This is a genomic window from Pseudomonas sp. SDO5215_S409, from assembly GCF_054071325.1.
This window is the reverse complement of sequence record NZ_JBSVWN010000030.1, coordinates 31,731-52,412: the sequence shown is the minus strand read 5'-3', so window position 1 is coordinate 52,412 and position 20,682 is coordinate 31,731. Positions and strand designations below refer to the sequence as shown.

General features: G+C 57.4%; 16 protein-coding genes, 1 tRNA gene and 1 pseudogene. 9 read left to right on the top strand and 9 right to left on the bottom strand.

The genetic code is table 11. From position 1 onward, the window contains the following. Positions 1 to 36: 36 nt before the first annotated feature. From ACW9H9_RS16670 to ACW9H9_RS16645, 6 genes and pseudogenes are all read left to right on the top strand, one after another. Positions 37 to 165: pseudogene (locus tag ACW9H9_RS16670) on the top strand (carbon-nitrogen hydrolase family protein); the annotation flags it as partial. Between the two features lie 7 nt (positions 166 to 172). After that, positions 173 to 613, top strand: a complete 441-nt coding sequence (locus ACW9H9_RS16665; RefSeq protein WP_457341921.1) for a GNAT family N-acetyltransferase — start codon at positions 173 to 175, stop codon at positions 611 to 613. A gap of 211 nt (positions 614 to 824) precedes the next feature. Beyond that, the gene (gene gacA, locus ACW9H9_RS16660) at positions 825 to 1,466 is read left to right on the top strand and encodes a response regulator transcription factor GacA (RefSeq protein WP_457341920.1); all 642 of its coding nucleotides are present in this window, start codon (positions 825 to 827) and stop codon (positions 1,464 to 1,466) included. A 1-nt stretch (position 1,467) separates the two neighbouring features. Then, on the top strand, positions 1,468 to 3,291 hold the full coding sequence (gene uvrC / locus ACW9H9_RS16655) for an excinuclease ABC subunit UvrC (protein ID WP_457341919.1): 1,824 nt from the start codon (positions 1,468 to 1,470) through the stop codon (positions 3,289 to 3,291). Between the two features lie 32 nt (positions 3,292 to 3,323). Then, on the top strand, positions 3,324 to 3,884 hold the full coding sequence (pgsA, locus tag ACW9H9_RS16650; protein ID WP_457342018.1) for a CDP-diacylglycerol--glycerol-3-phosphate 3-phosphatidyltransferase: 561 nt from the start codon (positions 3,324 to 3,326) through the stop codon (positions 3,882 to 3,884). Positions 3,885 to 3,946: 62 nt separating this feature from the next. After that, positions 3,947 to 4,022: transfer RNA gene (locus ACW9H9_RS16645), tRNA-Gly, on the top strand. Positions 4,023 to 4,326: 304 nt separating this feature from the next. Here the strand turns inward: ACW9H9_RS16645 and ACW9H9_RS16640 are convergent. The 9 genes from ACW9H9_RS16640 to ACW9H9_RS16600 form a co-directional block, all read right to left on the bottom strand. After that, positions 4,327 to 5,619, bottom strand: coding sequence for a hypothetical protein (locus ACW9H9_RS16640; protein WP_457341918.1), 1,293 nt, complete (start codon positions 5,617 to 5,619; stop codon positions 4,327 to 4,329). A gap of 59 nt (positions 5,620 to 5,678) precedes the next feature. Next, complete coding sequence (locus ACW9H9_RS16635; RefSeq protein WP_457341917.1) at positions 5,679 to 6,143, bottom strand: type III secretion system chaperone; 465 nt, start codon at positions 6,141 to 6,143, stop codon at positions 5,679 to 5,681. A gap of 35 nt (positions 6,144 to 6,178) precedes the next feature. Next, on the bottom strand, positions 6,179 to 7,219 hold the full coding sequence (locus ACW9H9_RS16630) for a hypothetical protein (protein WP_457341916.1): 1,041 nt from the start codon (positions 7,217 to 7,219) through the stop codon (positions 6,179 to 6,181). Positions 7,220 to 7,696: 477 nt separating this feature from the next. After that, on the bottom strand, positions 7,697 to 8,395 hold the full coding sequence (locus tag ACW9H9_RS16625; protein WP_457341915.1) for a glutathione S-transferase family protein: 699 nt from the start codon (positions 8,393 to 8,395) through the stop codon (positions 7,697 to 7,699). A 97-nt stretch (positions 8,396 to 8,492) separates the two neighbouring features. Next, complete coding sequence (locus tag ACW9H9_RS16620) at positions 8,493 to 9,659, bottom strand: alkene reductase (protein WP_457341914.1); 1,167 nt, start codon at positions 9,657 to 9,659, stop codon at positions 8,493 to 8,495. Positions 9,660 to 9,780: 121 nt separating this feature from the next. Continuing rightward, a complete protein-coding gene (locus ACW9H9_RS16615; protein ID WP_457341913.1) occupies positions 9,781 to 10,668 on the bottom strand; it encodes a LysR family transcriptional regulator in 888 nt (295 codons plus the stop codon). 532 nt (positions 10,669 to 11,200) lie between these two features. Then, the gene (locus ACW9H9_RS16610) at positions 11,201 to 12,064 is read right to left on the bottom strand and encodes an NmrA family NAD(P)-binding protein (RefSeq protein ID WP_457341912.1); all 864 of its coding nucleotides are present in this window, start codon (positions 12,062 to 12,064) and stop codon (positions 11,201 to 11,203) included. A 314-nt stretch (positions 12,065 to 12,378) separates the two neighbouring features. Then, a complete protein-coding gene (locus ACW9H9_RS16605) occupies positions 12,379 to 13,761 on the bottom strand; it encodes an MATE family efflux transporter (RefSeq protein WP_457341911.1) in 1,383 nt (460 codons plus the stop codon). 39 nt (positions 13,762 to 13,800) lie between these two features. Continuing rightward, positions 13,801 to 15,198 (bottom strand): efflux transporter outer membrane subunit, encoded by a 1,398-nt coding sequence (locus ACW9H9_RS16600; protein ID WP_457342017.1) that lies wholly within the window; start codon positions 15,196 to 15,198, stop codon positions 13,801 to 13,803. Positions 15,199 to 15,347: 149 nt separating this feature from the next. On the opposite strand from ACW9H9_RS16600, the gene ACW9H9_RS16595 reads away from it, so the two are divergent. The 3 genes from ACW9H9_RS16595 (at position 15,348) to ACW9H9_RS16585 (ending at position 20,217) form a co-directional block, all read left to right on the top strand. Beyond that, positions 15,348 to 15,983: a TetR/AcrR family transcriptional regulator gene (locus tag ACW9H9_RS16595; RefSeq protein ID WP_457341910.1), complete on the top strand. Its 636-nt coding sequence runs from the start codon at positions 15,348 to 15,350 to the stop codon at positions 15,981 to 15,983. Between the two features lie 65 nt (positions 15,984 to 16,048). Next, positions 16,049 to 17,146 carry an efflux RND transporter periplasmic adaptor subunit gene (locus ACW9H9_RS16590; protein WP_457341909.1) on the top strand — a complete coding sequence of 366 codons (1,098 nt, stop codon included), beginning with the start codon at positions 16,049 to 16,051 and terminating at the stop codon, positions 17,144 to 17,146. After that, complete coding sequence (locus ACW9H9_RS16585; RefSeq protein WP_457341908.1) at positions 17,143 to 20,217, top strand: efflux RND transporter permease subunit; 3,075 nt, start codon at positions 17,143 to 17,145, stop codon at positions 20,215 to 20,217. Before ACW9H9_RS16590 ends, ACW9H9_RS16585 begins: the two co-directional genes overlap by 4 nt. Positions 20,218 to 20,682 lie beyond the last annotated feature (465 nt).

Here is a 20,682-nt window from a genome sequence, read left to right as displayed (position 1 = left end):
TGGTCGGTGGGTGGATATGCTGCGTGCATTATCCCCGCGGGGCGCAGCGCGATCTGGGGCGCCGACGGGCATCTGATCGCGCAAGCGCCGGGTACGGGCGACAGGTTGGTGATTGCCCGTCGTGATACGCAAGGCAATTGGCGCGGCGAAGTGACAGAGGTTTGACGTAACCATGGCGTTTCAACTCCAGCCCGCAACTCGCAAGCACCTGGCATTCGCCCGCACGCTGACGCATCAGGCGATGGGCAACTATTACCGGCAGTACGACCTGGTCTGGTCCGACGAGGGCTTCGACATGGCGTGGGGTGGGCGCGAGAACTGGCTGATCTGCCGCGATGAAACGGTGCTGGGGTTCATCAGTCTGAGTGTGGATGAGAACGCGCTGTATATTCGCGAGTTACATCTGCTGGAGGCGTATCGCCGCCAAGGTGCGGGTGGGTGGGCATTGCAGCTCATGGTGCTCAAAGCGCGGGCGTTGGGTTTGGGGCTTTTGCGGTTGACCGTGTTCAAGACCAACCCGGCCAGAAGGCTGTATCAACGTCATGGCCTGAGCATTGTGGGGGAAGAAGAGGGCTTCTGGCGCATGGAACTGAATGTGCGGCACGGCGATTAACGCTGTTTTTAGGGGTGAGACAGGTCCGGATCTTCTGTACGTGTTGTAGGTTTTTCTGACCCTTTACGCAGGAAATAGAGCGGTCTGCTGCTCGCGAGCGGCGGTTTGTGCGGGGAAACACTATATATATGACGCTTCCAGCTAGGTCTGTGCGCCGCTTTTTTGCTAAGGTGTCCAGCAACCTGAAAAGACCATATCGCGAGGTGTCTGCTTGATTAGGGTGCTAGTAGTCGATGACCATGATCTCGTTCGTACAGGCATTACACGAATGCTGGCTGACATCGATGGCCTGCAAGTAGTCGGCCAGGCCGAATCGGGGGAAGAGTCCCTGATCAAGGCTCGGGAATTGAAGCCCGATGTGGTGCTGATGGACGTCAAGATGCCCGGAATCGGCGGTCTTGGCGCCACCACCAAACTGTTGCGCAGCCATCCGGATATCAAGGTTGTCGCGGTCACCGCCTGCGAGGAAGATCCGTTTCCGACGCGCCTGTTGCAAGCAGGGGCGGCGGGCTATCTCACCAAAGGGGCGGGGCTGTCGGAAATGGTCCAGGCCATTCGCCTGGTGTTTGCGGGACAGCGCTACATCAGCCCGCAGATTGCCCAGCAATTGGCGATCAAATCGTTCCAGCCGACCAGCGAGTCGCCGTTCGACGCGCTGTCGGAGCGGGAAATCCAGATCGCGCTGATGATTGTCGGCTGCCAGAAGGTGCAGACGATTTCGGACAAGCTGTGCCTGTCGCCCAAGACCGTGAACACCTACCGCTACCGTATTTTCGAGAAGCTTGCGATCAGCAGCGACGTCGAGTTGACCCTGCTGGCGGTGCGCCACGGCATGGTGGACGCCAGCGCCTGAAATGACGACTCCGTTTGATCCAAGTGCTTTCCTTTCTACCTGCAGTGGCCGCCCCGGTGTGTATCGCATGTTCGACAGCGATGCGCGCCTGCTCTACGTGGGTAAAGCCAAGAACCTGAAAAACCGCCTGGCGAGTTACTTTCGCAAGACGGGCCTTGCGCCCAAAACCGCTGCGTTGGTGGGGCGTATCGCCCAGGTGGAAACCACCATCACCGCCAACGAAACCGAGGCGCTGCTGCTTGAGCAGACGCTGATCAAGGAATGGCGGCCGCCGTATAACATCCTGCTGCGTGACGACAAGTCTTACCCGTACGTGTTTTTGTCCGACGGGGAATTCCCGCGCCTGAGCATCCATCGCGGCGCCAAAAAGCAGAAGGGCAAGTACTTTGGGCCCTATCCCAGTGCTGGCGCGATACGCGAGAGCCTGAGCCTGTTGCAAAAAGCCTTTTTTGTGCGCCAGTGCGAAGACAGCTTTTACAAGAACCGCAACCGCCCGTGCCTGCAATACCAGATCAAACGCTGCAAAGCCCCGTGCGTGGGCCTGGTCGAGCCGCAGGAGTACGCCGAAGATGTGCGCCATTCAGTGATGTTTCTTGAGGGGCGCAGCAATGCGCTGGCCGATGAGTTGTCCGGCGCCATGGAACAGGCCGCCAGCATCCTGGATTTCGAGCGCGCCGCAGAGCTTCGCGACCAGATTTCCCTGCTGCGCCGCGTGCAGGACCAACAGAGCATGGAGGGGGGCAGCGGCGACGTTGATGTCATCGCGGCCTTCGTCAACCCGGGCGGCGCCTGTGTGCACCTCATCAGCGTGCGCGGCGGGCGGGTGTTGGGCAGCAAAAATTTCTTCCCGCAGACCGGAATTGACGAAGAAGTGGCCGATGTCATGGCGGCATTCCTGGGCCAGTACTACGTCAGCAGCCCTGAGCGCGACCTGCCGAGCGAGCTGATCGTCAACGTGGTGCACGAGGACTTTCCCGCGCTGATCGAGGCGATTCATGCCTTGCGCGGTCGTGAGCTGGACATCAGCCATCGCGTGCGCGGCACTCGCGCCCGCTGGCAGCAACTGGCGGTGACCAACGCCGAGCAGGCCTTGGGCGCACGCCTTGCCAATCGCCAGCATGTGGCTGCACGGTTTGACGCATTGGCCCAGGTGCTCAACCTCGACGAGCCGCCCCAGCGCCTGGAGTGCTATGACATCAGCCACTCCAGCGGCGAGGCCACGGTGGCGTCCTGCGTGGTGTTCGGGCCGGAGGGGCCGATCAAGGCCGACTACCGGCGTTACAACATTGAGGGCGTCACCGCGGGCGATGACTATGCGGCGATGCACCAGGCCCTGACCCGGCGCTTCAGCAAACTGAAGGACGGTGAAGGCAAGTTGCCCGATATTTTGCTGGTGGACGGCGGCAAGGGGCAGTTGTCCATGGCGCGTGACGTGCTTAATGAGCTGGCGGTGCCTGACCTGATTCTGCTCGGCGTGGCCAAGGGCACGACCCGCAAGGCTGGCTTTGAAACCCTGTACCTCAATGATGCGGCCCATGAGTTCACCCTGAAGGGCGATTCCCCGGCGCTGCACCTGATTCAGCAAATTCGCGATGAGGCCCACCGTTTTGCCATCACCGGCCACCGTGCTCGACGCGGTAAAACCCGGCGCACCTCAACCCTGGAAGGGGTTGCCGGGGTAGGGCCGACGCGGCGGCGCGACTTGTTGAAACACTTTGGCGGTTTGCAGGAACTGTCCCGCGCCAGTATCGAAGAAATTGCCAAAGCGCCTGGTATCAGCAAAAAGCTTGCTGAGTTGATTTATGCAAACCTGCACAGCGAGTAGAATGCGTTTTCATTTCGTAGCCAGTTGTGCCGATGAATATCCCTAATCTGATCACCGTCCTACGCGTCCTGCTCATTCCGATTTTCATTCTGCTGTTTTATTTGCCGTACGAATGGAGCTACGCGGCGTCCAGTTCCGTCTTTGCGTTTGCCGCCGCAACCGACTGGCTGGACGGTTATCTTGCCCGCCGATTGAAGCAGAGCACCCCGTTCGGCGCGTTTCTTGACCCTGTGGCCGACAAACTGATGGTGGCCGTCGCCCTGGTATTGCTGGTACAGGAGCACGGCAGCCTTTGGCTGACCTTGCCGGCGGCCGTCATTATCGGTCGCGAGATCGTCGTGTCTGCCTTGCGCGAATGGATGGCCGAGATCGGTGCCCGGGCCCACGTCGCCGTCTCCAACATGGGCAAGTGGAAAACCGCAGCGCAAATGCTGGCCCTGGTGATCCTGTTAGCCAACCCTTCGCAGCTCAGCTTCTGGGTATTCACCGGCTACGCTTTGCTGCTGATTGCCGCCGGGCTGACCTTGTGGTCCATGCTGCAATACTTGCGCGCTGCGTGGCCTCATCTGCGGACCACCGCAGAAAAGAAATAAACTTTTTTGAATCAAGGTGTTGACGACTGTTCAGGATCCTATAGAATGCGCAACACCAAGACGCGGGAATAGCTCAGTTGGTAGAGCACGACCTTGCCAAGGTCGGGGTCGCGAGTTCGAGTCTCGTTTCCCGCTCCAAATATAGATCGGCAGCTGTCCATTGGAGGCTGCAGATCATCGAAAAAGACGCTTCGGCGTCTTTTTTCGTTTCTGTGGTTTGCGCTGAAAACCTTGCCCGGAACTTACCGCTGGGCATGCCCGCATCACCAGCAAAAACGACGCTTGATGACGATGACGGTCCCTGTCTTTGCGTCACCAAGCGCGCTATGGCCGAGCTGGCCAGCAGAGGCGGATCACGCTCGGCGCTTACTGGCGGCGGGGCTAAAAGTAGCCCGGGCTCATCCTGATGAAGCTAGCGCGTCCAGGGGCTGCAAACAGCGCTTCAACGGCTCCATTCAGGCCTGAACCAGGGGTTGGGGCGTTTTGAGTACTCGGCGACTCCCTCGTATTCCTTGGGTGCCCAGATGGGCGCCATTGCCACGTATTTTTTTCCTGCGCCATCGACACTCATCTTGTTCAGAATTGCCTCTTTGATCTCGTCATCCGGGACGTCTTTCAATAATTTGATAGTCTGGTCCAGGTCGAAATCCAATTGCTGTATATCAAGTTCACCGGGATGGTTTGCCTGATTGATACGGGCATGAATGTGCAGGCCGACGTTAGCGTCTCCGTACAAAGGCTTGTGCATGTACAGTTGAATTTTATCTTTCTTGGGATCGACGCCATAAATATCTTGCAAGTGGTCTAGCATGACCGATTTAAAGTTTTCCAGCAGGGGGATATGCTGTTTTCTGAGGTCGCAGAACGTGGAAAGGTAGTCCATTCCAGTTCGCTCTTTGTAGGCTTTCGGATTCTCCCGTTTTCCAGAATTGAAGAGCTCCTGTCCTTCAACTAAACGGTGATCGGCATCCTTGAAGAGTTGATTGAACACAGGGTGGCCGTTGAACTTTTGATCGGGCACGTAGTACCCAAGCACCGCCATGCCCCCTGTCTGATATTTCACGGTCTTTGGATCGTCATACGCCCCCTTGCCTTTGGGAACATACGACTCATTGGGCGAAATAAGAAAACCGCCTATGCCGGGAAAGAATTGGGTGCCCGTGAACTGTTCAGGATGGGCCTTGTACCCTCCGGTTCGATCTTCTCTTTCCAGGCCTTGAATGAAATCACTGATAAAAGAAGGTACGGCCGGTTGCAAGGTTTCGAAGCTGGCCAGCTTTTTTTCGAGCTCGGTACGGTTTAATAGCGCAACATCTTTCCTGTCGTATTTTCCGGCGCTCTTTTCCTTGACTTGATGACCTTCACTAAACCCCAGCCTCGCTGACTTTACGGACTCAACATAAGAAGGTGAGGCATAAGGGATTTTGGAGAGGTCCTCTGGCGTATTCAGTATTTTTTTGCCTTCGTCATCAAAATGACCAAAGGACAATTTCATTAGATCCAGATGTTCCAACTTTTTGTCGATGGGTCGATTGTCGAGTGGTGCATTATCGAGTTTGACCTGCCGCTGGCGGTGATCCGAAATGTGCGTGTCATCAACGCTGCCTTGACGGCCTTTGGGCGAATAATTCACTTTGGCGAATTTATTCTTGAGCCCGTCATCCACCGGCTTGGGGCTATCGTGTCCAATCTCCACCGGTTGGGAATATAAAGGAGTAGTAACAATTTTAGGCATTTTTGCACATCGTCTTATGAAGGTGGGCGGTATGCCTCAGTTCAGGGCGCCGCGTAAATTTACAGCGTGCGTTGAAACGTCCTGTGCCTGGCATTTTTTGACAGATCAGGTTTTGCAAGCTGTTGTTTTTTATAGTCGTCAAACATTGACACCAGCTCACCGCTCAGCTTCAGCATGTGGGTCATCACCGCCTCCAGCCATTGGATCGTGATGACCGACAAGTCCAGCGAGGAGCACAGTTGCAATGAACCCTCCTTGGTATCAAACGCAACCCAACTGCCCTTCATTTTTTCAAATTCAAGGTTGAGGTTCATCCACGCCCTCATGTCCTCGTTTTCCGGAAGGGTCTTTAATACCGGTACAGAGATCGCAAGAAACTCCGTCGTCATTCCAGTGTCCAGCCGCCACTCCCGATGTTCATGATCGGTGATGATTATAATGTTGTCGTTCCAATGCAGATTCATTCCAATCCTCTTTCCAAGATCGGAGATGATTAACGCAATTTTTCCACGATGCAGGCTCATCTGTTTTACGCTACCCCTACAGTTGTTGAGTTTAATCAGGCGTGTCGATATTTTTTCAGTAGCTGTTGAAGAGCGACGGTATCTTTAATAGCGGGCGCTGCAATGTCCATGTCCTGCAGGTTCACGTTGTCGTCTTTCATTCTTTTCAATACCCTGTCGAGTTCTACCAATCCGCAACGGTAGTGACCCGAGATCAGGGCAAATGATGTCGCCACGCCGTTCTCGATTTTGATAATGCCGGACGCCAGAACGGGAACGCCGCCTGTCGTCATCGGGTGGTGCATTTTGTTTCTTTCGTAATCATGGACATACATGTCGCCGTTACGGTGCATGACGAATACGCCATGTTGTGGGTAATATTCGGCGTGATTGGTTTTTCCAGGGGAGGCCAGTGTATCAACTCGCGTCGCTTGTTCGTCGGTACGGTGCCATACACCGTTTTTTACCGTTGCCTGGTACTGGTTAATCTCATTTGCGGAAAGGAATTTAGTCTGCTCTATTTCCTTTACGCTCTGGAAACGAACGATGGCGGCCGCAGACGTATCCACATTTTCCCTTGCCCATACATGGGGGCCGGCATCGCCAGGCTGGCCATGTTTTTTCCATTCTTCAACGGTTTTTTCAGGATCAAAAATGGGGATTTTATGGTCTGGATTTTTGTCCAGCCATTCAAAAAAGCTGGCTTGCTGCTGCCCCGTTTTTTTCCAGTCGACGTGGGCGATATTCAACATCGAGTAGATTCTGTGTTTTCCAAGATCCAACGCTTCCAGTTGAGTGTGTTCAATCAAACCCACTTCTCCCTTTTTCGCGTTCGGCGTAAGGGAAATGACTTTCTCGATCGCACTTTTAAGTTTTGTGCGCCGATCGATTGATACGCCGTTGGTGAATCCGTTAGCCAAGCTGACTTCTTTGAGTTCGTCCCATTCGGGTATGGGTTTCAGCTGGGGTTGAAAGGCGGAACGTGAACTGGAAAATTTCCCGTGCAAAAAACTATCCTGGTGCTCCGAATTATTTTTCAGCGATAACGACTCGCTAATAAACGCGTCGTTGCGGGATGAATGAATTCTTTCCAGCATTACAGAACTCCGTAACTATCTCTGGTAGACGTGAAGAAAAGGCGCCCGATATTTGCGCAGCGATTCGTCAAGGCGGGTCTGGCAACCAGCGCTTGTCAGGGGGCTTATGTCAGTGAGTGAGTGGGTGGGGGGGACGATGGGTTCCTTGATGATAAAAAATTTAAGGAGGCGCGGTGCGCCATCGTCAAGCTGCGTTATATGAAGCGCAACTGCGGCGGTTTGCTAATTGGGCAGGGGCGAATGCTGCGTGTCCACGTTATCCAGCACGGGGGGCAATCTGGCCGCTTTTGCTTGCGAAGAGGCGCGACAGTTACCGGAAAAGTTTGAAACGCGTCAAGCAGTGGAGAGGGGGGTTAAAAATGCCGGGGTGATTTCAGTTCGCGTAGAGCGGGTTCAATAATACGTTTGAAAAAGTACGCGACCCACAAAGTATTTTTGAAGGTCGCGTCGCTGAAGCACTGCGATTGCTCAAACAGTTCAGGCGCTGAGAACTTCCAGTGTGCTCCCGAAATCCTTGTTCAGTTCCGTCACCCGAACTTCGAGCTCATCGCGGGTTTTGCGCCAGGCTGGCACTTCGGCGAGCATTCGTTCATGCCATTTCTTTACGTTCGGATAGTCGTAGTAGGGGGCCTTGGTGCGCAGCATTTGACTGAACGGGCCCGCTACGTCGAGGTCCGCAAGCGTCAGGTGATCGCCGACGATCCATTGGCGAGTGGACAAGTGGTTGTCGAGAATTTCCAGCCAGGGGGCTATTTGCTTGTGAGCGCGTGTCAGCGCCTCCTGGTCCGGCTCTTGTTTCTGCCAGCGTTTGGCAAAGTTCTCCATAAAGAACGTAACGACGTTGGGCCGCAAATGCTCTGCCGCCCAGAACATCCATTTGATCGTCTCGTAACGCTCAGGTCCGCTTTTGGCGAGCAGTGAACTGTCGTAAGTGTCACTGATGTAGATGTTGATGGTGGCGGCGTCCCAGAGCGTGACGTCCCCATCTTTCATGACGGGCACGAAGTGGTTCGGGTTCATTTCAAGGAACCAGGGCTCCATCTGCTCGCCCTTGAAAATGTCCAAATGCTTGAACTGATAGTCAATTTCCAGATGGTCCAGGACCGTTGTAACTCGGCGCGTACTGCCGGAAATTTTATCGCTGAAGAGCGTGATGCCACTTGAGGTTTTTGCCACGACTTTCTCCTTACTGCTGTTAAACGACGACCAGATTGGTTGGCGATGAACAGCAGGTTATTAGGCCGACGGAAGAGGGGGTAGCCGGGCTTGCGGACTAAACGTTATTCAAGTGGGGAATAGGGTTTTTGGGTGTTACGCTCACCCGTTCGGTGCCCGAGTGTTTTGAGGGAGCGGCAGGCGGGTAGTCCGTATACCCTTGCTCTGCGCCGCCGAAGAAGGTGGCAGGGTCACCCGTATTAAGTGCCAGATCATGCTCAAGCCGGTGGGCAAGGTCGGGGTTGGCAATAAAGGGCCTGCCGAAGGCGACGAGGTCGGCATACCCCTTTTCGAGTACCCAGTCGGCCTTCTTTCGATCGTACAGCCCGGCCATGATGATCCGCCCGTTGAAGCGTGCTCGTATTTCCTGGCGGAAGTCTTCAGTGAATTCAGGGGCATGGTCGAAGTCGGCCTCTACCATATGCAAATATGCCAAGCCGATGTCATTTGCAAAGCTTGCCGCTTCAGCAATCGTCGGCAAAATATCGGGGCAACCCATTCCTCGAAACGTGAGAAATGGCGCAAGGCGGATGCCCGTACGATCGGCACCGATTTCCTCAACCACGGCGGTGAGTACCTCGCGCACAAAGCGCAGTCGATTCGTGCGTGAACCGCCGTATTCATCTGTCCGAACGTTCGACGTCGTACGCATGAATTGGTCGACCAGGTACCCGTTGGCACCATGAATTTCGACACCGTCAAATCCTGTCTCGATTGCGTTGCGGGCCGCTTGGCGAAAGTCCTGCACGGTTTGTTTGATTTCCTCGTGCGTCATAGCGCGCGACGGCTGTACCGGGACGAGTCCACCGACGCCCGTCACCGGGTCTACTTTCCAGATCTTCTCGTCAACGGGCAACGCGGAGGGCGCAACGGGCGCGGCGCCGTCGTGAAAATCAGAATGTGACATTCGACCGACATGCCAGATCTGAAGGAATATCCTCCCGCCCTCAGCGTGAACCGCCTCAACCACCTTCTTCCAGCCAGCCAGTTGTTCGCTGGTGAAGCAGCCCGGGGTGCCGTCGTAGCCTTTTCCTTGCCTTGATATGTAGGACGCTTCGGAGATGATCAGCGCTGCCGACGAGCGTTGGGCGTAGTATCGGGCATTCATCTCTGTGGGAATGTCCCCGGGTTGCGCACTTCGTGCGCGCGTCAGAGGCGCCATGACAACGCGTGAGGGGAGGTCCATGCGTCCGAGATGAAGAGGGGTAAACAGCAGTGGTTTCATGTTGCCGAACTCCTTTGTGCCTCGCCTCAATCAGGTTTGTCGTGACGCCTTGATTGAAGGCAAGGAGGGGGGGATGGGGCCGGTGCAAAACGCCGGCGCCTGGAACAGAAGAGCGAGATGGCTAGATCTCTTTCAGGATCTCTTCAATAAAATCCGCGAATGCTCGAGCCTTGGCGTTGGCGCTGCGCCCGTTTGCAAAAACCGCCCAGATATCCATGGGCGCCAGGCTCCAATCGCCGACGAGTTGAACCAGTTGTTCGGAGCGCATTTCCGGCAAGAAGAGCCACTCGGAACCAATCCCGACGCCTAACCCCGCCAGAACGGCCGAGCGTACACCCTCGCCGGTATTGAGTCGCACACGCGCACCCACCGAAACAGCCATTTCTTCGCCAGCGCGCTTGAAGCGGGAGGTTGCAGGCTCGCTACCGTTGTCGATTACATAAACTTGATGGTGGGCCAAGTCGCTTGGCTTTTCGGGCGAGCCGTGCCGAGAAACGTAGTCGGGAGTTGCCATGACTAATCGGCGGGACTGCCCAATTCGGCGGCCTGTAAATGTTGAGCTCACCAGTGTGCCCATCCGAATGGCAAGGTCGACGCCCTCTTCAACGAGAGCGATATTGTCGTCGGCCATGACGAGATCAATCTCGATTCCGGGGTTGTGTTCCAGAAACGAGGACAAGCGTGGAATGACGTGCAGCCGCGCAAATGTGATGGTCATGCTCACGCGCAATTTCCCCACCAGGCCGGCACTGGCTCCCCGCGCTGCCGCCTCGGCTTCTTCTACCTCGGCGATCGCGCGTTTGGCGCGTTCGTAAAAAGCCTGCCCCGCCTCAGTGGGTGTCAGGCCTTGCGTGGTTCGCAAAAGCAATCGCACGCCCAAGTGGTTCTCTAGTTGCGCAATGGCCTTTGAGACTGAAGGTTGGCCAATCTTCAATTGCCGTGATGCCGCCGAGAATGAGCCGGTTTCAATAATTCGGACCAGCATCTGCATCGCGCCTAAACGGTCCATTCTTAATCCGCCTGGTTAGTTGCTTCACCCTTGGGGGCAGCTTGAAATATTTAGAAGGCTCTCGTCGGACTACCCAACCCCGGCATGAATCAACTTGCTGAAAGGGCTTTTGTAAACGTTGAAAAATCTGTTTTTTATAAAGGTGAAAGTCAGTTTTTAAGCGCAGTGGTCTGTGCGATGTTGTACAAGGCTTTATCGAGGAGGGTTGTGCGCATGGCGTTTGCTTTGTTTCAGCGCAGATTTATTGTTCAGCACTCAAAGCACAAACATAAACGGCATTGCTCGTCTTTGGCAGCGTGCAGGCGGGAATAATGCTTATTCTGCGAGAGAATAGGTGAGGGCTGGCGGGCTTGGGGTTGCTTTCGTTTGCAGGGTTTTTTTTTTAAAACTTACTCGACTTAAAAAATATGAGCACGCTCGTACTTGCGACGGCGATGTGTTCACGGTGGCTGGTATCGACTACCGCAAGCTCCCATGGTGCACCGGGCTGAAATAGCGGCAAGGCATTCCAGCCCGATAGCTTACTTGCGTATCAGATCAACAGCTCACGATGCTCGGCAACAAACTCCGCGGGAGTTTGCAGAGGCCCGCCGATGATGGTGGTGCCGATGGTGTCCAGGCCTTCGAGGCGTCCTTCCTGCTGGTCGATTTTTACCGCCGAAAAGTGCGTCAGGTAACTCGGGTCGGATTCGAGGCCCATGATTTTGACGAACTCTTCCGGTGTCGCTTGTTCAAAGCGCACCTCTTTACCGAGCGTTTCGCCGATGACGCTCGCCAGTTCTTTGTGGCTGTACTCGATCGGGCCGTTCAATACGTAGGCCTGGTTGGCGTGCGCTTCGGGATTGGTCAGCACGCCAGCGATGATTTTTGCGATATCGCGGGTGGCCATCGGGGCAAAACGGCTGTCTGCGTCAAATGGCGTCAGGTAGAGGCCTTGGCGAATCAGCGGAGCGATGTAGAGCATCCACTGGGCGAAGAAGGTGATGCGCAGGTGGGTGCTCGGCACGCCGGACCAGTTGAACACTTGTTCTGACAGCCAGTGATTGAGTGTGGTCTGGCTGCGCGCATCGGGCCGCGATTGTTTGTGTGACATGTTTGCGATGATCTTGACGCCTGCCTCTTTCGCCGCCTGGGCAAAGACAGCCGCCGCTTCGACCAGGCCATTGCCTATCGGATAAACGAAGTACGCGCCGTCTACGCCCTTCATCGCGGGGCGCACTTCTTTCAGTTTCAGCAAGTCACCCACGAAGATGTTGGCGCCAAGGGCCTTCAATTTTTCCGAGCGTTCGTCTTCGCGATGGACAAAGGCGTTAACGCGATGGCCTGTTTCAAGCAGGTATTTGACGGTGGGGGTGCCGGTAGCGCCGGTGGCGCCTGATACCAGATACGTTTTCATGCATGTCTCCGGAAGCGGTGGGTGGGCTTTTTAAGCAGTATTGTCATACTGCATCTTTGGGCGAAGAATGATGGCCGAAACGCAGACTGTCAATACCTTTGTGTGTATTCAGTTTTGTGTATGTGTATATGGATTTTTGTTTTTGTCGGGTTTTATGGGGTTTTTCAGGTGTTTTTGTGTTTACACAAATATAAATTCATAAACTATTTTTCCGCTCAAAGGCACGTCGGCACATGCGTGCCGATAAAGCAGCTCGCGTCCCCCCCCCGCTCGCAAGGCGGGGTTTAGCGGTGTCTGACACGGCTCCAGGTCGCCTAAATTGCAGGGTTTGTACCCTGTCGATGCCGCCATATTTTAGTGGAGCGCATACCAGACAGGCAGATGGCCGCCTGGGTGAATGACCCTAGAAAAAACGCCAGCGCGATGCCTTCAATGCCCGTGTCCAGATGGTGGGTTAGCCACCAGCAGCTGGCGATAGTCACCGTCAGGCGGGCGGTTACACCGATGCTGGGAAGCAAGGAATGGCCGGTGCCCTGCATCGCGAAGCTCAGCACAAATGCCAGCGTGAACAGCGGGTAAGCGGCGCCAGCGATGCGAAGAAAGTGCGTGCCCTCAAGGAGGATGCCGGGCTGCGAGGTGAAAATCTCCAGCCAGCAAGAGGGCCAGAGGGTGATGACGGTAGCAGGCACAGTGATGAGGGCGAGCGTTATGGCGCATCCATAGCGCGCAACTTTTCGGGCCCTCAAAAAGTTTGCAGCGCCGTAGTTGGCGCCTGTCATGGTCAGCACTGACGTCGCGAACCCAAACAACAGCGGGATGGCGGCTGTCTCCAGGCGAGAGGCGATGCCAAAGGCGGCGAGGGCGTCGACGCCCAGCCGGGTCGCAAAGGCAGAAAGGGCGATATTTAACACGCTGCTTTGTACGGTGTTCAGGCAGCTGGGCAGGCCCACTTTCAAAATATCGGCCAGTGTTTGAAGGTAATGCTGGCGGTTGGTGGCGGGTTTATCGTCACCGGTTTGCCTGGCGAAAAGCGCCAGCGTCAGTGCTGCCAGGCTGTAATAGGTTGTCAGCGCCCAGCCGACGCCTGCGACGCCCTGGGCGGGAATGGGGCCGTAGCCAAAGATAAAGCAGGGAAAGGCCGGGATAAGAATCAACGCACTCACGCTTGTGACGATGCCGGGCAGGCCAGGCCGCCCCGTACCGCGGTACAGCGAAGCCAGCAGGTTAGTGATCCAGAGAGGGAAAGCGCAAAAAGCCAGCGAGCTGGAAAAGGCAATCGCCGCGTCGAGCACACTCCCGGTGCCGCCCAGCAAGGCATAAAAGTGAGGTCCGCCAAAGGTGAGCGCGGCGTAGAAAAGCACGCCAAACCCGATGCCCAAGGTGAAGCACTGATGCATCACGCTGCGAAAAATAGTCGGATCGTTGGCGCCCATGGCTCTCGCCAACTTGGACGATATGCCGTTGCCGATGCCACCGGCCGACATGGTCGACATCAGTAACTGGAACGGCACAACCAGCGTCGCGCCCGCCACGGCAGACGTTCCCAGCTGGGCGATAAAATAGAATTCGGCAATCGCGATCAGCACTTGAATCAGCATGACCGCCACGGTGGGCATGGCCAATTTAATGATGGGCGAGAGGATCGCGCCTTCTAAAAGAGGTGAGGCTTGGGATTGGGCGGTGTTAGAGGCGGTCATGCAGGCACCCTCAGGTTTGAGTTGGTCCGGGTATAAGCGTCATGGGGTTGGCGTAGGCGGCGCGCTCCACCCACCGCCCAGCGCCTTGTAAAGCGCCACCGCTGAAGATGCTGATGCATAAGTGGCATTTAACCGGCGTGCCTGGGCGAGCTGGAGTGTGGACTGTGTCAACAGCGCGTCGATGAGGCTGCTGTTGCCGCGCTTGTAGCTTTGCAGGGTGGCATCACGCGCGCTTGAGCGGGCGTTCTCGGCCGCCTGTAGCAGCCTTGCGCTTGATTCACTGGCGATCAGTGAGGCAATCGAGTCTTCCACCTCGGCGGTGGCTTGCAGGACGCTGTGTCGATAGATCGCCAGTTGCTCTGAATAGGCACCTTTTGACGCATTCACCTGGGCGTCGACCCGGCCGAAATCAAACAGCCGCCACCGCAGGCCCAGGGTGGCGGCGGCCTGGTTGGCATCACTGTCAAACAGGTGTGCGCCTTGGGAGGTGACCGTGCCGAGCAATGCCGACAGCGATACCTTGGGGTAGTACTCGGCCAGCGCTTGCCCGATCCGCTCATTGGACGCGGCAAGGTGGCGCTCGGCGACGATCAGGTCGGGTCGGCGGCGCAGCAACGCGGCGCTGCCCCCGGCGGCCTCGATCGAAGGTGCCGTGGGAATGGGGCGTATGGCGTCCAGTTCGGGGTCGTCGGTCCCGGGCTGCCTGCCGAGCAGCACGTCGAGTTTGTTCCGCGCCGCGCTCAAGCGGGCCTTGAGAGCAGGCACGGTGGCCTGGGTTGCGATGAGCTCGGACCGGGCCTGTTGCAGGTCCACATTTGGCGCGAGCCCGCGCATGTACAACGTGCCCACCCGTTGCTCGATATCCGCCTGGGTCGACACCTGTTCCGTCGCCAGCGACAGGCGTGATTGCAGGAGCCTGATCAGCAGGTAAGTGTCCGTAACGTTGGCTACGACCTGAATGTGTGCGGCCGCAACATCCGCCTGTGCGGCTTCATACTCGGCACGTGCCGCTTGTGCACTGCGCCTCAAGCCGCCGGACAGGTCGATCTCCCACAGGCTCGATACCCCGGCGCCATAAAGGTTGCCGGTACGTTCGAACCCGGGCAGCGTGGCATGCTCCGTGGCCACAACAGGATCTTCAAGGGATTGCCGAGCGCGGCTGGCATCGGCCGATGCCTGCCCGCTGGGAAGCAATTGCGCGTCTGCATAGCGGGCGAAGGCGGCGGACTGTGCGCTGCGGGCCAGGGCTTGTTCCAGGCTCAAGTTTTCGCGCAGCGCCGTATCGACCAACTGGTTCAGGGCGGGGTCATTGAAACCTTCCCACCAATGGTCTAGTGCGACTGGCGCACCGGCCACTGACCGCTCGCCAAGGGCTTGCGCTCCTTTAAACTGTGCCTCGGTTTTTATGTCGGGCTGCTGGTAGGTCGGGCCGACCATGCAGCCTGCTAATCCCGTTACAACGGCGAGCGCGAGTAAACTGTGCTTGCGCCTAATCCGGTACTGGTTCACTGCGGTGTCCTCACGACTCACAAGTGTTTACAGTATCGTAAAATCGTAACCTTTATGTCAATGGAGTCACGCCCGCTATGAATCAGCCGCAGCCAGACGAAATCGAGCTCCCGTCCTCCGGGCAACGCGGCCCTGTGGACCACGACCGCCGACTCGAAATCCTGCGTTTCGCCGACGCGCAGTTCCGTTTGTCTGGATACCGCAAAACCACAGTGGCCGAGCTGTCCAAGGCCATCGGCATCACCACTGCGTATATCTACCGGTTCTTTGAGTCAAAGCAGGCCATCGGCGAGGCTGTGGTGGCGCTGGTTTTAGCCGAGATGGATAACGAGCTGCGTCGACTCGTCGCTGAAGAGTCCTCTGCAACCCGTAAATTAAGGACATTTACCCGCCAGGCATTGCTCATGAGCCACGCGCTTTTTATCAGTGAAAACAAATTGTTCGAGCTGGTGGTGGCGGCGGTGGAGGAGCAGTGGTGCACCGCGGCAGGGCATAAGGCCGCGCTGGACACGTTAATTAAATCGATCGTCGAGCACGGGCGTGCAACCGGGGAGTTTGAGCGAAAAACCCCTTTGGATGAGGTGGTGACCGGTATCCATGAGGCGTTGATTCCCTACACCCATGCACCTTCAATGGTCAGTCGCAGCTTGCCGGACCTGGAGGCAGGTATGACGGCTGTCACGGGTATGATCCTGAGAAGCCTTGCGCCTTAACGCCCAAGTTAGTTGACATAATTTAAATCTGTAAACAAGAATGTCTCCTCGCCGAGGAGGCCTTCATGTCAATCTACGACCGTACGCGCTTTACCCTGACTGCTGTTGCCCTGTGCATCGCCCTGACGGCGTGCCGTGATCCTGTCAGTACAGACCCGAGGGTCGATCAGCCGCCGTTGGCCAGTGTCGCGGTGGTTAACGCCAATTCCACCTCTTCGCAGCAGCGGTTTACCGGGGTAATGGCTGCCCGGGTCGAAAGCCCGCTCGGTTTCCGGGTGGGCGGTAAAGTCGCCGAGCGATTTGTGGACGTCGGCCAGCACGTCAAGCGTGGCGAAACGTTGATGCGCCTGGACCTGGCCGACTTCGACCTGAGCGTCAAGCGTCAGCAAGCGGACGTGGATGCCGCCCATGCGCTGTGGGCCAAGGCGACCGCTGATCTGGGGCGGATGCAGGGCCTGGTGGAGGCGGGCGCCCTATCGGCCAGGGCCTTTGATGAGGCGCAAGAAGCGCAAGGTTCGACACGCGCTCGCTGGGAGGCGGCCCGCGCGCAGTTGGACCTGGCGAAAAACGCCTACCGTTATGCTGACCTGCGTGCCGACTCGGACGGCACCGTGGTCGAGCGCTTCGCCGATGTCGGGCAGGTGGTCAGCGCTGGCCAGTCCGTCGTCACCCTCGCGCAAGAGGGCGCTCGCGAGGCGTTGATCGATTTGCCTGAAACGCTCAGGCCCGCCCTCGGTTCTGCCGCAACGGCACGGCTTTACGCTCAACCGGCGCAGTCGTTCCCGGCGCAACTGCGCGAGCTGTCCGGCTCGGCGGACCCTTCGACACGGACCTACCGGGCGCGGTACGTCGTGGACGGGATCGCCCGTGATACGCCGTTAGGCTCCACGGTGATCATCAGCATCGCCCATCCGGCCGTCGCCTCTGAGCGAAGGGTGCCACTCTCGGCTATTTATGATCGTGGTGAAGGGCCAGGCCTGTGGGTGTTGGCCAGCGATAACAGCGTGCATTACCGGGCGGTGAAAATGTCCCGGATCGATGACGAAGACGCCGTTTTGAGCGAAGGCATCGACCCGGGAGAAAAGGTGATCGGGCTGGGTGCCCATCAGCTCCATGAAGGGCAGAAGGTGCGGCCTGTACCCATGGAAGGGGGCCGGCAATGAAAGGGTTCAACCTGTCCGAATTGGCCGTGCGGGAACGGGCCATCACGTTATTTTTGCTGATCGCCATTTTTGCCGCAGGGACGCTGGCATTTCTGAAGCTGGGGCGGGCAGAAGACCCGGCGTTCACGGTCAAGCAAATGACCCTGGTCACCGCCTGGCCAGGGGCTACCGCTCAGGAAATGCAAGATCTGGTGGCCGAGCCGCTAGAAAAACGCCTGCAAGAGTTGCGTTGGTATGACCGGACCGAGACATTCACCCGCCCAGGGCTGGCCTTTACAACCTTGATTTTGCTCGACAGCACACCGCCCGGTCAGGTGGCAGAAGAGTTCTATCAGGCCCGCAAGAAAGTGTACGACGAGGAGCAGAATCGCCCGGCGGGCGTGTCCCAGACGCTGGTCAATGACGAATATTCCGACGTCACATTTGCGTTGTTCGCCTTGAAGTCCAAAGGGCAGCCGTTGCGCGCATTGACGCGTCAGGCCGAGACCCTGCGCCAGCAGTTGCTTCACGTGCCGGGCGTCAAGAAGGTCAACATTATTGGTGAGCAGCCAGAACGGGTGTATGTCGATATTTCCTACGATCGGCTGTCGACCCTGGGTATTTCGCCGAACGACCTGTTCAGTGCCTTGCATGCCCAAAACGCGGTGACGCCGGCCGGGTCGATCAACACCCGTGGGCCCCAGGTGCAGATACGCCTGGACGGCGCACTCAATAGCCTCGATAAAATCAGAAACACACCGATCCAGGCCAACGGCCGCACGCTGAAGCTTTCGGATGTGGCAACGGTGGCACGCGGTTATGAAGACCCGGCTTCCTTTTTGGTGCGCAGCAATGGGGAGGAGGCGTTGTTGCTGGGTGTGGTCATGCGTGAGGGCTGGAACGGCCTGGATCTGGGCAAGGCGCTGGATAAGCAACGCGCGCAGATCAGCTCGACCTTGCCCTTGGGCATGACCTTTTCCAAAGTCACCGACCAGTCTGTGAACATCGACGAAGCAGTCGGCGAATTCATGCTGAAGTTTTTTGTCGCACTGGCCGTGGTGATGGTCGTTTGCCTGGTCAGCCTGGGGTGGCGGGTGGGGTTGGTCGTCGCCGCCGCTGTCCCGCTGACGCTGTCGGCGGTGTTTGTGATCATGCTGGTCACGGGGCGCGCATTCGACCGTATCACCCTTGGGGCGCTGATCCTGGCGCTGGGGTTGTTGGTCGACGACGCGATCATCGCGATCGAAACCATGGTGGTCAAAATGGAGGAGGGGTATGACCGTCTCCGTGCCAGCGCGTATGCGTGGAGCCATACGGCGGCGCCGATGCTGTCCGGCACGTTGGTCACGGTGATCGGCTTTTTGCCGGTGGGGTTCGCCATGAGTACCGCAGGTGAATATGCCAGTAATCTCTTCTGGATCGTCGCCTTTGCGCTTCTCACCTCCTGGGTGGTGGCGGTGGTGTTCACACCCTACCTGGGGGTGAAGCTGCTCGGCCATATCAAGCCGGTCGAAGGCGGGCACTCGGTCATCTACAGCACCCCGGGCTACCAGCGGCTCAGGCGGTTGTTGGGTGTGGCGATCAGGCATAAATGGCTGGCAGCGGCGCTGGTGGTGGCCAGCTTTGGCGTGGCCGTAATAGGGATGGGCGTGGTGAAAAAGCAGTTTTTCCCGTTGTCTGACCGGCCCGAAGTGCTGGTTGAAATCCAGATGCCGCAAGGCTCGTCGATCGAGCAGACCAACGCAGCCTCGGCGCTGGTCGAGCACTGGCTGGCCACCCAACCGCAGAGCCAAATCGTCACCGCCTACGTCGGCCAGGGCGCCCCCCGTTTCTATTTGGCGATGGCGCCGGAGCTCCCGGACCCCTCGTTTGCCAAAATCGTCGTGCTCACCGCCGGTGAGCGCGAGCGCGACGCGCTCAAGCTCAATCTGCGAAAAGCGATCAGTGACGGTCTGGCGCCGCAAGCCCGGGTTCGTGTGACCCAATTGGTCTTTGGCCCGTATTCGCCTTTCCCGGTGGCGTACCGTGTGATGGGGCCGGATGTGAATAAGGTCAGGCAGATTTCCGAACAGGTTCGCGCCGTCATGCTGGCCAATCCGGACATGCGCACGGTCAACACTGACTGGATGGAGCGTGTGCCTACCGTGCACCTGGTGCTGAACCAGGATCGCTTGCAGGCGTTTGGGCTGACCTCGGCGCAGGCGGGCGAGCAACTGCAGTTTTTGCTCAAGGGGGTGAGCGCCACGCAGGTCCGTGAAGACGTCCGCAAGGTCGAGGTGGTGGCCCGTTCCGAGGGGGATACCCGCCTGGACGCCGGAAAACTGGCCGACTTCAGCCTGGTGGCAAAAGACGGCCGACGCATCGCGCTGTCCCAGGTCGCAGAGATTGAGGTACGCCCTGAAGAGCCTATCCTGCGTCGACGTGATCGCGAGCCGACCATCACCGTACGCGGCGATATTGCCGAGGGGCTGCAGCCGCCCGACGTCTCCGTCGCGGTATGGAAAGACCTGCAACCGGTGATTGCGCTGTTGCCGGCCGGTTATCGAATCGAGATGGCCGGTGCCATTGAAGAGTCTGCCAAGGCGGACGCGGCGCTCGCGCCGTGGTTTCCGATCATGGCGCTTTTCACCCTGATCGTCATCGTGTTCCAGGTGCGTTCCCTGTCGGCCATGGCGATGGTGCTGGCCACCGCGCCGCTGGGCCTGGTGGGCGTTGTTCCAACGTTATTGATATTTCATCAACCGTTTGGCTTTAACGCACTGATTGGCCTGATCGGCCTGGCGGGGATCCTGATGCGCAACACATTGATCCTGATCGGCCAGATTCACACCAACGTACACGAAGGCCTGGCGCCTTACGACGCCCTGGTCGAGGCCACCATTCAGCGCACGCGGCCGGTGTTGCTGACTGCGTTAGCCGCCGTGCTTGCCTTTATTCCGCTGACCCAGTCGGTGTTCTGGGGAACGCTCGCCTACACCTTGATCGGCGGCACCCTCGGCGGAACGATGCTTACGCTGGTGTTCCTGCCGGCGTTGTACGCCATTTGGTTCAAGATCAAACCGGGCGTTTCGGCGCGAGCATCTGTGGAGTAAGAGCGACGTGGGTGTGTCGGCGTGGTTGTGCGGCTGCAACAGCCACGTCGGTCAATGCTACGCAGCGTAAGGATTACGGCGCACTTTCCCCGGTGTTTTGAGGTCGGGTCTTATATCACTTGGATTAAATGGTGGCACATTGAAATCATTCATTTGAAAGTGATGGCAATGTGAAATCATCTTTCGCAATGTAAGCATGACTTATAGTTGTAATAGCCTCGTCGTAGGAAGAGTCCTATCATCTTTTGGGAGTTTTCGTATTTATTGTATTGACGGCGATGAGTGTAGAATCCGCGGCCTGCACCCCTCCGATGCGAAGGTTTTCTCTGCCGATATTGTGAGAATTCGGAGCATGTGAAGGTGTGCCAATGCACTGTGTTTCAGCCATTGAATCAATGGTTTAGGGCGGTTTGTTGATTGTTTGGATGCTAAGTCGTCGTTTTGGGCTGCCCCTGATGCCTATAA

What these genes read in the sequence shown, in the direction of transcription:
- ACW9H9_RS16665 (WP_457341921.1), top strand. Translation starts at nt 173, where the DNA reads ATGGCGTTTCAACTCCAGCCCGCAACTCGCAAGCACCTGGCATTCGCC.
- uvrC (WP_457341919.1), top strand. Translation starts at nt 1,468, where the DNA reads ATGACGACTCCGTTTGATCCAAGTGCTTTCCTTTCTACCTGCAGTGGC.
- pgsA (WP_457342018.1), top strand. Translation starts at nt 3,324, where the DNA reads ATGAATATCCCTAATCTGATCACCGTCCTACGCGTCCTGCTCATTCCG.
- ACW9H9_RS16640 (WP_457341918.1), bottom strand. Translation starts at nt 5,619, where the DNA reads ATGCCTAAAATTGTTACTACTCCTTTATATTCCCAACCGGTGGAGATT.
- ACW9H9_RS16635 (WP_457341917.1), bottom strand. Translation starts at nt 6,143, where the DNA reads ATGAGCCTGCATCGTGGAAAAATTGCGTTAATCATCTCCGATCTTGGA.
- ACW9H9_RS16630 (WP_457341916.1), bottom strand. Translation starts at nt 7,219, where the DNA reads ATGCTGGAAAGAATTCATTCATCCCGCAACGACGCGTTTATTAGCGAG.
- ACW9H9_RS16620 (WP_457341914.1), bottom strand. Translation starts at nt 9,659, where the DNA reads ATGAAACCACTGCTGTTTACCCCTCTTCATCTCGGACGCATGGACCTC.
- ACW9H9_RS16615 (WP_457341913.1), bottom strand. Translation starts at nt 10,668, where the DNA reads ATGGACCGTTTAGGCGCGATGCAGATGCTGGTCCGAATTATTGAAACC.
- ACW9H9_RS16610 (WP_457341912.1), bottom strand. Translation starts at nt 12,064, where the DNA reads ATGAAAACGTATCTGGTATCAGGCGCCACCGGCGCTACCGGCACCCCC.
- ACW9H9_RS16605 (WP_457341911.1), bottom strand. Translation starts at nt 13,761, where the DNA reads ATGACCGCCTCTAACACCGCCCAATCCCAAGCCTCACCTCTTTTAGAA.
- ACW9H9_RS16600 (WP_457342017.1), bottom strand. Translation starts at nt 15,198, where the DNA reads ATGGTCGGCCCGACCTACCAGCAGCCCGACATAAAAACCGAGGCACAG.
- ACW9H9_RS16595 (WP_457341910.1), top strand. Translation starts at nt 15,348, where the DNA reads ATGAATCAGCCGCAGCCAGACGAAATCGAGCTCCCGTCCTCCGGGCAA.
- ACW9H9_RS16590 (WP_457341909.1), top strand. Translation starts at nt 16,049, where the DNA reads ATGTCAATCTACGACCGTACGCGCTTTACCCTGACTGCTGTTGCCCTG.
- ACW9H9_RS16585 (WP_457341908.1), top strand. Translation starts at nt 17,143, where the DNA reads ATGAAAGGGTTCAACCTGTCCGAATTGGCCGTGCGGGAACGGGCCATC.